Genomic DNA, 11,940 nt, shown 5'->3' with positions numbered 1-11,940 from the left:
GCTTCTGTGATTTATTGCGTAAGCGTTGCTTGCCGTAGGCGTCGCATCCCTCTTTAAAAACTGTCCGGAGTATTGATGGAAGCATTACTTTTATTAATAGGATTTGGAGGCGGGGCCTTAGTCTGCTGGCTAATTTTGAATAAGCGAAATTCACGCAATTTGGTGCGGATGCAGGGTTCGCAGGAGGCTATATCGAATTTGGCTGCTCAGTTGGATGCCCGAAATTCGGAATTGCGGCAAAAGGTGCAGAATGAAAATCAGCTAAATTCTGAATTGTCCCAGTTGCAAAGTCGGTTGGGAACTGTGACTCGCGAGCAAGAATTGTTAAAAAATCAAGTGTCGGAAATGGAAGAATTTTTGGCAGGAATTGCCCAAGATCGATCGCAAATTGATGCTCTGATTGCTGATTTGCAGTTTCAGCTAGAAAATGCTCAACAAGCTGAGTCGCAGTTAGCAGAAGTGGCAGAACTTAAAGATCAGTTAGAAGTTGGGGAGCAGGAGCGATCGCAGCTTAACGCTCAATTGCTGGAACAGCAAGCAGAGTTAGAGGCGGTTGATGCAGAACACTCTCAAATTCAGGCTCTGCTGTCTGAATTTGAAACTCAGTTGGAAACTGCTACTCAAAGCAGATTGCAGGTACAGTACCAGTTGTCAGAAATTAAAATTAAGTTCGATCGCTCGATTGAAGAGCGGGAGCAACTTCAGTCTCAACTGTCGGGTTTGCAAACTCAACTGCAATTAGTCGAAGCAGAGCGATCGCAATTTACTTCGGAATTGTCCGAGCTACAAGCTCAATTGGAGAGTGCAGAGCAAGAACGCGAAATACTAAACTCTCAATTGCAAACCGCTCGCCAACAAGCAAAGCAACCTCCATTTGAATTATTAGAACTGCAAAGACAGTTAGAAGCTGCTAATCTGGATAAAATCCAGTTAAACTCTCAAGTTCATGAACTACAACTTCAATCCGAAATGGTTGTTTTAGAGCGAGAGAGACTGCTGGCTGAGTTGTCAGAATTGGAGTCTCAGATACATAGCAAGGAGGGAGATAGCTCGCAACTCCAGTCTCAGTTATCAGAACTGCAAGCTCAATTAGAAACTGCTAACACAGAACGCTCGCACCTTTATTCTCAACTGTCGAAATCCCAAAGTCAAATCGAGACAGCCAACCAGAGCCACACTCAACTTCAATCTCAAGTATCCGACTTAGAAGTTCAGCTAGACAGTGTGCGTCAAACTCGCTCTGAGTTAGAAGCTCAGCTCACTTCTCAAATCTCGCAATTGCAAACTAAAATCGAGACAGCCAATCAAAATCAAACTCAACTTCAATCTCAAATCTCCGACTTAGAAAATCAGTTAGAAAGTGTGCGTCAAACTCGCTCAGAATTAGAATCTCAGCTAGAAACTGCTAACAGAGAACGATCACACCTTTATTCTCAACTCTCGGAAACTCAAAGTCAAATCGAGACAGCAAACCAGAATCAACATCAACTTCAATCTCAAATCTCCGAGTTAGAACATCAGTTAGAGAGTGTGGGTCAAAGTCGCTCTGAATTGGAATCTCAACTCACTTCTCAAATCTCGGAATTGCAAAGTCAAACCGAGACAGCAAATCAGAATCAAACTCAACTTCAATCTCAAATCTCCGAGTTAGAACACCACTTAGAAACTGTGCGTCAAACTCGCTCTGAATTGGAATCTCAGCTCACTTCTCAAATTTCGGAATTGCAAAGTCAAATCGAGACGGCTAATCAGAATCAAACTCAACTTAAATCTCAAGTATGGGACTTAGAAAATCAGCTAAATAGCCTGCGTCAAACTCGCTCTGAATTAGAACTTCAGCTAGAAACTGCTAACAGAGAACGATCGCACCTTTATTCTCAACTCTCGGAATTTCCAGCTCAAATCGAGACAGCCAATCAGAATCAAAATCAACTTCAATCTCAAATCTCGGACTTAGAAAATCAGTTAGAAACTGTGCGTCAAAGTCGCTCTGAGTTGGAATCTCAGCTCACTTCTCAAATTTCGGAATTGCAAAGTCAAATCGAGACGGCTAATCAGAATCAAACTCAACTTCAATCTCAAGTATGGGACTTAGAAAGTCAGCTAGAAAGTGTGCGTCAAACTCGCTTGGAATTAGAATCTCAGCTAGAAACTGCTAACACAGAACGATCGCACCTTTATTCTCAACTCTCGGAAACTCAAAGTCAAATCGAGACAGCAAACCAGAATCAAGCTCAACTTCAATCTCAAGTATCCGAGTTAGAACACCAACTAGAGACAGTTTATCAAGAACGCTTGCAGCTAACATCGCAACTTTCCGAAGCGGGCGATCGACAATCTGAGCATTTTGACTCGGAATCACGGCAAATTGAAGCATCTGCTTCTGATCCCAAAGTTTTGAAGAGTCAAAAATTTGTTGTTTCTCAGGAGGGTCAAGGCGATTATACTACTATTAGCGAAGCGCTGAAAAATGCAGCACCGGGCACGCGGATTGACGTGGATCCAGGCGTTTATCGCGAAAGTCTAATTCTCGACAAATCGGTAGAAATTATCGGCAGCGGAGAAGTTGATCGCATTGTGGTTGAAAGTATCAACTCAAACTGCATTAAAATGGCAACTGACAGTGCTTTAGTGCGGGGTTTAACCCTGAGCGCGACGGGGAAATATTACGCTGTAGATATTAGCAAAGGTGAGTTAATCATAGAAGACAGCGATATCACTTCTGCGGACTATTCTGTGGTGGGAATTTGCGGCCCCGATGCAAATTCTATCCTCCGCCGCAGTCAAATTCATGATGGGGTATGGAACGGAATTTTTATATCCGATAATGGGAAAGCAACGGTGGAAGATTGCAGTATTTTTGACAACGGCAGTTTGGGAATAGGTGTCGGATTGGGAGGAAAATTGATCGTGCGCCGGTGTCGGATTAATGGTAATGAAGGTGAGGCGATCGGCGTTTACAGAGATGGCATTGCTACCGTGGAAGATAGCGATTTAACGGGCAATGCTGGGGGTGCTTGGCGCATTGCAGATAACGGATACCTGCGCGACAAAGGCAATCAAGAATAGAAGAAGGAAGAAGGAAGAGGGAAGAGGGAAGAAGGAAGAGAAAAGAGCGAAGAGAATTCCCAATTAGCGATTCCCAATCCCCGATTGCCAATACCCAATTACCCATTCTAAATGCCTAACAATAGAGCTGGATTGTGTTTCGTCATTAAATCAATTTCGTGCGGAGAAATGCCTTCGCCCATCAATTTTTCCACAAATAACTTGTAGCCTTCTGCAGGTAAAGGATCGGGTTTTCTTCCCAAATCTGTGCTGAGAACAAAATGCTCGGCTCCGATTAGTTTAATCGCGGCAGCCATCTTACTAATAGAAACTTGATGCCAGTTTTTGTGTCCGTCATCAGCGGCCTTTTCTCCCATCAAATCGTTGACAAATGCTAGTTCTAGAAAAGCTCCCATCTGGGCGGCTCTTTGCATATTTTCTAGGGACAAACCGGGTACATCTGCCATTGCGTGGGTAATCAGGATGTTCTTAATGTGGAGAAGATTGGCTTCACCGACAACTGCCATCACTTCTTCTGAGGAAATATGCCCGGTTTCCAATACCAAATTATCTTTTGCTACAGTCTTCAACACCGCTGCTGTTTCCGGTAAAACCTTGCCATTTTTCGCAACTTTAATGCCAATTCCGGACTTGTGAAAAACCTGCAAGTGATGCTCAGCATCAACCGTTGGTAGCCACACTACTTTACCGTATTTGCCACCGATGCGGTGCATTGCGCTTACAGCATCGGGATTAATTCCGCCTACCGAATGATTGAGAACAACTCCCCCGAAAACTTCGATTTCTGGTACTATTTTATTAACCAAAACTGCCCGCGCTGCTGTGCTGGCATAATGATTTTTCAATACAACAGCTTTCATCTTCGCCCTAGCAGCTAATTTCGCTACTTCAAAATCATCCAACCTGCGAGGAATCACATCAGGAGAAGAATGGATGTGAAAGTCGATCGCACTTTCGATCGTACTCTTTGGCAAATTGACCATCGGCGAATCTCCGACAGCATAAACTGGCAGACAAAACCAATAGCAAACCATCCAAACTAACGTTAAAAAAACAGCTTGCATTCATCCCCTCGAACCTTCTCCCCTCTGCGTTCTCTGCGCCCTCTGCGGTTCATTCCCTCTTAATTCTCTCAAATAAAAGATTTAACCGCATTTGCCAAAGCTTCTGCATTCTCTTCGTGCATACCCAAAGAACCGGGAATAACTCGCGATTCAACACCCGGTAATTCCGTTAATGCTTCCATTTCAGCCTTGGATTTGGGCGGCGCATTTTCAGCAATTACAACCATCACCGGCACTGCTAACTGTTGAAATTTATCTGTAAATTCCGATCGCACTTTTGCCGTATCTAAACCACCAGTCACAAAGGCAGCGGAACCGTATCGAGCACCGGGTTTTTGCGTCACTTGCCATTTGCTTTGGATGAAATCGGGCGTGACTTTAGCTGCATCAACATAGACGTGGCGACGGTACATCAAACTGAGGAATGACGGCGCAGTGTTTAGTTTGTATAGGAATTGACCTAAAAAGGGCGATCGTACTAATTCTCTCACGATTCCATGCCATCCGCTTTGCTGTTTGCTCATCGTCGGCAAAGGCCCGCGCCAAGTCGGCGCAGCTAACACAATCTTTGACCAAACATTGGGCTTTGATTGCGCTAATTGCATCACATAACCCGCCGCGTGACCTGCAGCCACTACAGCAACCGAACTCTTAAAAATTGACTCAACAAAATCCTTGAGAAATTGATGGTATAATTGCGGTTGATAGTCGGTTCGCGGGCGTTCCGATTCGCCAAAACCAGGCCAATCTAAGCTCACAACTTGAAATTTAGGAGCCAACAATTCTGCTAAAGGACGCATTTCTTCTCGCGTCGAAACCGTACTGAAAGCCGGCAGCAACAAGACAGGATTTCCCTGTCCTCTGGTTTCGTAAATAACTTGGATTTGCGTTTCTTTCCAATTCCAGAGATATTCTTGAACTGCGGCGGGATAGTGGCCAGAATTTGATTTTGTTAAATTTGTAGTTTGAGTCATGGCTGTTTATTCTTTTAATTTGCTTCGGCTTGCTTGCTCACTTCGCAAGCAACGGCTTTGTTTCTCATCATTTGAAAAATGTTGTAAAATCCGTTAGCGCGGGAAGGTGTCAGACTCACATTCAATCCCGTGTCTTGAATAAAATCTGGGGTAATGGTGACAATTTCAGCAGGCGTCAATCCGCTCAAACCTTCCACCAACAATCCAACTAATCCTTTGACTAACTGAGCGTCTGAATCGCCTTGATACAAAACTTTTCCGTCTGCCAAATTTGCAGTAACATAAACTTGCGACGCACAGCCAGAAACTTTGTTTTCCGGCAGTTTGTCGCTTTCGGGAAATGCTGGGAGTCGCTTAGCATACCACAGCAGTTGCTCGTAGCGCTGTTTTGGATCGGAGTGTCGTTGAAAGCGCTGGACGATTTTAGCTAGGGCTGCGGGTAGCGCGGTGTTTGCGGACATGATTCCAAGTAGCAGTTTATTTGGCTAATATTATAAATTTTATTGTAGCAGCAGGTACGCTCGATTTGCAACATCAGCATTGATCTGCATTCATCTACCGTTACAAACCCAAAACTACAACTTTTGGCAGTCTCGTCCGTGTAGCTGCGAATAACATTCGCCATTACAAACGGCCAAATTATAGACTGATGAAATATCAAAAAAAACAACTGTTGAGCTGTGAGAGAATTCTATAGTATGCCTTTTGCCCGAAAGACATCGAAGGGCATTTTATCGGTGAGAAATTATTGAAATTTGTGGACATCAAAAGGTTGATCGCTCTGAACTGCTCGATCGCCGATCTGAACAGGTTATTGTAGATGACAAGTGCGATCGTCCCGCAATTATCAAATTTCGCAACGATCGCGATTTGAGCAAAATTCAAACGTTAGCTCGATCACGCGCGATCGGCCTCAAGTCAGATCCAGAGGCGGCAAACCGCGCAACTGCCGCAGCGAGTTGATACACGACTGGCAGTCGCAGCCAAACAGCGCCGCCGCCGCATCGCTTTCTTCTTCCGAAAAATCCAGCATCGCCACCCGTTCTTCACCCGGGCGCTGCCAAGTAATTCTCGGCTTAGAAGCAGCAGCAGCAGACTTGCCAGGAAGCCGCATGCAAGTCAGACGCTGAGTGTGGGGCGATCGCACGCATTGGGGCGAATCAGCCGATTGGCTTGGTGTTTCGCCAATTTGAGCGGGATTTGCGATCGCGCTCAAAGACATCACAGATCCAAACAGCGTCGGACTTACCAATAAAGTGAGGAGCAATCGATTCATTTGTCGTCCTTAAGAACTTCAACGTATACAGTAGCCGATTATCTGTTGCAATTCAACAAGGTTTTCGTCCGATATCAGTACCATTGGCCGTTATTAAGGCTTAAAAGCCGAATATTTGCCGCCCAAACCTTCAACAATTATCCGCGTATTGGCAACCAGCATTTTCTGATAAGTATCACCTTTGCTTCCCTGTTTAAGATTTGTTGCAATTTTAGTAAATCCGGAGTGCCAGTGATAGCAAATTCATCTAATGCGGGTAAACTGATTTCAGCAAGGACAACTCAAAGCAGCGAACAAGTTTACCTCAGAAACCAGGTGGGGAGTGATGAGTACAGTTTTGGTGGTGGAAGATTCCCGCAGCCAGCGGGAGTGCATTTCACATCAGTTGAGATGCAGCGGATTGAATGTAATTCAGGCATCTGACGGTGTGGAAGCGCTGGATAAAATTGAGAAAAATTGCCCAGATTTAGTATTATTAGATGTCATAATGCCCCGTCTAGACGGCTACGGCGTTTGCCGTTTAATTAAAGCTAATCCCGAAACTCGGAACATACCGGTGGTATTTTTAACAGGCAAGGGACAGCAGTTAGCTTTATTTTCGAGGTTCCAGGGCGATCGCGCCGAGGCTTATGTTAGCAAACCTTGGCAGCCCAGGGAACTTTTGGCAACGATCAAAAAAGTTTTGCTCAATGCCAATATTAAGTTCGATCGAGTTTCTGCTGACGCTTGGACTGAATACGGAATTTTAAACTTAAGTACAGTCGAACTTTATCAAAGCCACGCCGATGCTTGGACAAAATACAGCGCCCAAATTATTAAATTGTACGATGCCAGCTTAGCAGCTTTTGAGCAAGCTTTGGCCATTGAACCGAGTCACTCGAATGCAAACAAGTATCGAAACCGAGTCCAGACAATCCGGGCAATTTTGCTTAAAAAATTAGAGCAAACTAAACCCTGCAAAGTGTGCGATTATTATTACGGCAAGGATGGCATCAATTGTGCGGTGCATCCTGCTGGCCGCCCTCAAGAACTGTGTCGCGATTGGGAATTTAATTAAAATAAAATGAAAACAAATAACCGCGCTAACTTAGAAACGCTGCTGCAAGAAAGAAACGAATATCCCGAAAGAATGGCTGAAATTGATGAAAAAATTAATGCCACTTTCCGCAAAAATTACGCCATTTTAGTAATAGATATGTCGGGATTTTCGCGCACGACAGTCCGCTACGGAATTATTCAATTTTTGGCAATGATTCACCGGATGCACGGAATTGTTAAACCGATAATTTCCGAATGCGGTGGCACTGTAGTTAAGGAGGAAGCAGACAATATTTTTGCAGTTTTTGCTGATGTAAAATCGGCTGTGGAAGCTGCGATCGACTCTTTGAAACACACGGCGGCTGTCAACACGACACTGCCACCGGAGATGGATATTTACCTCTGCATTGGTATTGGCTGTGGCGATGTTTTGATGCTGGAAGGAGAGGATATGTACGGATCGGAATTTAATCTCGCATCGAAGCTGGGAGAAGATTTGGCGGAACGAGGAGAGATTTTGCTCACCTCAGCAGCTTTTGAAAAGTTAGAAGGTGACAAGCAAGAGTGGCAAAAAGTGGAACTTTCGGTTTCAGGTTTGGAATTGGTGGCGTACAAACGGCTGTAATCTGGTGAATTTCTGTTGTCTTCTCGTTCTTCGCCCTGCTGGAAAATGAGAACATGACTTGCCCCAGCCTTGACTAGAAACCCGGTTTCTTCGCAGATATCGGGCGACTCAGGCATTTTGGTAGAAACCAGGTTGATGAGGCTATATTCTTAGAGAGTATCGAATTTAAATAAAATTTAAAATCAGATGATTGAGGAACACAAAACTTGGCAATCTATTAATTTATCCGCTATTGGACAGCGGCTGGCTTGGCTGCAGCAACAGCCAGACAAAGTTATTTTTTGCAAAGAGTCTGGTGTTCACTATGTTGCAGTCACAAAAGAGCGATCGCACATTAAGCTATCTTTAGTAGAAAAAATAAATCAGCAAACAGATTTACTGCAATCTGTTTTCGATTTCAACAATCCTTTACATCTAGTGTCTGAATATACTCAGGCTATGATGTTGGGTTTAGTGTGGCAAAGCCTACCTCAAAGAATCTATATGGCTGGATTTGGCGGCGGCAGAATTCCCTTAGTTTTGCACCACTATTTGCCGGACACTGTTATAGAATGTGCGGAGGTCGATCCGATCGCGATCCAAGCAGCTACACAGTGCTTTGGGATAAAATTGGACGATCGGCTGACTGTAACAATTCAAGACGGCAGAGAGTATTTAGAGCAGCAAAAATCAGATACTCAGTACGATATCATTATGATCGACGTAGCATTTGGCAACGGCTACTTTCCGCACCGCCTAGCCACCAAAGAATTTTATCAAATCTGCGAAAAACACTTGTCAAGCGAGGGAGTTGTGGTAGCAAATCTGCTGCACAGAGATCAGTTTTATGCGGAAAAAATCAGGACTTTTCAAAGTGTGTTTTCTCAGGTGTGCCTGTGTGTTTGCCAGGAAAGTAATAGCATTTTGATTGGTAGCAACAGCCAGATTTTAGAGAAAAATGAGATTGTTGCGAAGGCAAAATATTTGCAAGATAGCCATCAATTTTCCTTTCCATTAACAGACAGGGCGCTTGAGGTAAAAGTAGGTAGAGAATTGGCGGAGGCTGTACCTAATTTAGACAAAGCTCAAATTTTTCATGACGATTCACCGCCCGCTGGTTATTTTGATTGCTGGTTATTCTGATATCTATAATAAGTCCGGGTTTACTCTTTGTGGAACAGGCCCGAAAGCCTGTTCCTGATGTGGCTTTCACGATGTTGAGATAGCCCGGGGATTGGAAATCGCGTCTACACATACGAAGTCCGAGCAGAGGGGGACTAAGAGAAAAGGGGGTACTAAAGCCGGATTTAATATGATGTGATTTTGTCCCGAATTTTCAGCATCGATCGCCGATCAAGAAAAAATCTATAATAAATCCATATTCTAAAATCTATAATCAAATGGCGACACCAGTTGATTTTCCTAAATATCTGCAATCCCTGGTTGAGTCTTATAAAAAACAACAGCATCTCTACACGCTGACGGATTTACAGGTGGAGGTGCGGGTGGAAATTTCACCGGAGGATCGATCGCAACCTCCATCCTCAGAAAAGAAACCAGAAACGAAAATCGAGCGGCTGGAAGTGCTGGCGGGACTCCGCAAGTACGTGCAGCAGGGAAATGTGCTGCTAGTGGGCAAGCCAGGTTCGGGAAAATCGACGGTTTTGCAGCGTTTTCGGTGGGAATTGGCACTAGAAGCGCTCAATGAGGGCGATCAACAGATTCCGGTGTTGGTGCAGTTGAGGAGCGATCGCTCGATTTTAGAAGCAATCTGTGCCGAATTTCGACAGGCAAAGCTGAAAGTTAGCCCGGAAAAGGTGGATGATTTGCTGCTGGATGGCAGGTTGCTGCTGTTGCTGGATGGCGTGAATGAGATGCCATCCCAACAAAGGCTGCAGGATTTGCAGCTATTCCACGACGACAATCCCGATACGGCGATGATTTTCACGACGCGGGATTTGGCGCTGGGCGGATCTTTGGGCATTGAGCAACAACTGGAAATGTGTGCGCTGACGCAACCGCAGATGCGGGAGTTTGTGCACAAGCAATTGCCGCAACATGGGGATTTGCTGCTGCGACAATTGCGCGATCGCCTGCGAGAGATTGCCGAAACGCCGTTACTACTGGAAATGATGTGTAAGGTGTTTAAAAATAGCGGGAAAATTCCCCAGAGTAAGGGCGAGTTGTTTCAGGAGTTCGATCGCCAGTATGAGGAGTTTAAGCGCGGTGCGTTGGTTTCGGATGGTTTTCAGCTATTCAAGTCGGAGGTTTTGCAGCAGTTGGCTTTTGTGATGTTGCAGGGTGACTCGCAGCGCCCCACGGATGGTTGGGTGGCGATTTCTCGCGATCGGGCTGAGAGGATTTTGGAGGGTTGGTTGCGCGATCGGGGGGTGCTGGATGCGCCAACGAAGGCGAAGGAATGGCTAGAGGATTTGCTGGAACATCATCTGTTGCAGATAGCGGCAAAGCCGGAGGAAATTGAGTTTCATCACCAATTATTTCAGGAGTATTATGCGGCGCGGGCGTTGCTGAAACTGTTGGTTGAAAGGCATATTGATGCGATCGATGATGAACGGTTGCAGCATTTCTATTTGAATTATTTTAAATGGACGGAGCCTCTGGCGTTCATGCTGTCGTTGTTGCGGGATGAGAAGCAGGCGGTGCGGGTGGTGCGGCTGGCATTGGAGGTGGATTTGATGTTGGGGGCGCGGCTGGCGGGGGAGGTGCAGCGGGAGTTTCAGCAGCGCACGGTTGGGTTGGTGGATGGGTTGGATGTGCCGGGGTCGTTAAAGGTTAAGCTTTTGTGGGAGGCGCGATCGGATGAGGCGATTCCCGGATTACTTAAACTCGTTGAACATTCAGACTCTGATGTGCGTTGGAGGGCGGCATATGCCTTAGGCAAAATCGGTGACGAAAAGGCGATTCCGGGATTACTTAAACTCGTTGAAGATTCAGACTCTGATGTGCGTTGGAGCGCGGCAGATGCCTTAGGCAAAATCGGTGACGAAAAGGCGATTCCGGGATTACTTAAACTCGTTGAACATTCAGACTCTGATGTGCGTAGTAGCGCGGCAGATGCCTTAGGCAAAATCGGTAACGATCGGGCGATTTCGGGATTACTTAAACTCGTTGAAGATTCAGATTCTTATGTGCGTAGGAGGGCGGCATATGCCTTAGACAAAATCGGTGACGAAAAGGCGATTTCGGGATTACTTAAACTCGTTGAAGATTCAGACTCTGATGTGCGTTTGAGGGCGGAAAATGCCTTAGGCAATATCGGTGGCGATCGGGCGATTCCGGGATTACTTAAACTCGTTGAACATTCAGATTCTTATGTGCGTAGTAGCGCGGAAAATGCCTTAGGCAAAATCGGTGGCGATCGGGCGATTCCGGGATTACTTAAACTCGTTGAACATTCAGATTCTTATGTGCGTAGTAGCGCGGCAGATGCCTTAGACAAAATCGGTGATAAGAAGGCGATTCTGGGATTACTTAAACTCGTTGAACATTCAGATTCTTATGTGCGTAGTAGCGCGGCAGATGCCTTAGGCAAAATCGGTGACGCTCAGGCAATTCCGGGATTTCTTAAACTCGTTGAAGATTCAGACCTTTTTGTGCGTTTGAGTGCGGCAGATGCCTTAGGCAATATCGGTGACGAAAAGGCGATTCCGGGATTACTTAAACTCCTTGAACATTTAGACTCTTATGTGCGTTGGAGCGCGGCCGATGCCTTAGGCAATATCGGTGACGCTCAGGCGATTCCGGAATTACTTAAACTCGTTGAAGATTCAGACTCTTATGTGCGTAGTAGCGCAGCCGATGCCTTAGGCAAAATCGGTGACGAAAAGGCGATTCCGGGATTACTTAAACTCGTGAAAGATTCAGACTCTGATGTGCGTTGGAGGGCGGCAGATG

Annotated in this window: 9 protein-coding genes; 5 read left to right on the top strand and 4 right to left on the bottom strand. The window is 45.5% G+C overall.

Features of this window, described 5'->3' with window-relative positions; translation table 11 throughout:
• The first annotated feature begins 75 nt into the window (after positions 1-75).
• The gene (locus QUA70_RS23630) at positions 76-3,069 is read left to right on the top strand and encodes a right-handed parallel beta-helix repeat-containing protein (RefSeq protein ID WP_333350302.1); all 2,994 of its coding nucleotides are present in this window, start codon (positions 76-78) and stop codon (positions 3,067-3,069) included.
• A 107-nt stretch (positions 3,070-3,176) separates the two neighbouring features.
• Here QUA70_RS23630 and QUA70_RS23625 read toward each other — a convergent pair whose 3' ends face one another.
• The 4 genes from QUA70_RS23625 to QUA70_RS23610 form a co-directional block, all read right to left on the bottom strand.
• Positions 3,177-4,133 carry a DUF6282 family protein gene (locus QUA70_RS23625; protein WP_333350300.1) on the bottom strand — a complete coding sequence of 319 codons (957 nt, stop codon included), beginning with the start codon at positions 4,131-4,133 and terminating at the stop codon, positions 3,177-3,179.
• Positions 4,134-4,201: 68 nt separating this feature from the next.
• Positions 4,202-5,107, bottom strand: coding sequence for an alpha/beta hydrolase (locus QUA70_RS23620; protein ID WP_333350298.1), 906 nt, complete (start codon positions 5,105-5,107; stop codon positions 4,202-4,204).
• A gap of 14 nt (positions 5,108-5,121) precedes the next feature.
• Positions 5,122-5,568, bottom strand: a complete 447-nt coding sequence (locus QUA70_RS23615; protein WP_333350296.1) for a SufE family protein — start codon at positions 5,566-5,568, stop codon at positions 5,122-5,124.
• A 452-nt stretch (positions 5,569-6,020) separates the two neighbouring features.
• Positions 6,021-6,383, bottom strand: coding sequence for a hypothetical protein (locus tag QUA70_RS23610; protein WP_333350294.1), 363 nt, complete (start codon positions 6,381-6,383; stop codon positions 6,021-6,023).
• A 325-nt stretch (positions 6,384-6,708) separates the two neighbouring features.
• Here QUA70_RS23610 and QUA70_RS23605 point away from each other — a divergent pair, with 325 nt between their 5' ends.
• The 4 genes from QUA70_RS23605 to QUA70_RS23590 form a co-directional block, all read left to right on the top strand.
• Positions 6,709-7,440: a response regulator gene (locus tag QUA70_RS23605; protein WP_333329899.1), complete on the top strand. Its 732-nt coding sequence runs from the start codon at positions 6,709-6,711 to the stop codon at positions 7,438-7,440.
• Positions 7,441-7,446: 6 nt separating this feature from the next.
• Positions 7,447-8,046 carry an adenylate/guanylate cyclase domain-containing protein gene (locus QUA70_RS23600; protein ID WP_333350292.1) on the top strand — a complete coding sequence of 200 codons (600 nt, stop codon included), beginning with the start codon at positions 7,447-7,449 and terminating at the stop codon, positions 8,044-8,046.
• 186 nt (positions 8,047-8,232) lie between these two features.
• The gene (locus tag QUA70_RS23595; RefSeq protein WP_333350291.1) at positions 8,233-9,168 is read left to right on the top strand and encodes a fused MFS/spermidine synthase; all 936 of its coding nucleotides are present in this window, start codon (positions 8,233-8,235) and stop codon (positions 9,166-9,168) included.
• A gap of 257 nt (positions 9,169-9,425) precedes the next feature.
• Positions 9,426-11,940 (top strand): HEAT repeat domain-containing protein (locus QUA70_RS23590; protein WP_333350289.1); only part of this gene is annotated, 2,515 nt, incomplete at its 3' end.

Source organism: Microcoleus sp. LAD1_D5, from assembly GCF_036702115.1.
In the GTDB taxonomy this organism is placed as follows: Bacteria; Cyanobacteriota; Cyanobacteriia; order Cyanobacteriales; family Microcoleaceae; genus Microcoleus.
The sequence above is the reverse complement of the archived record's forward strand: the minus strand, read 5'-3'. Positions and strand labels throughout refer to the sequence as shown.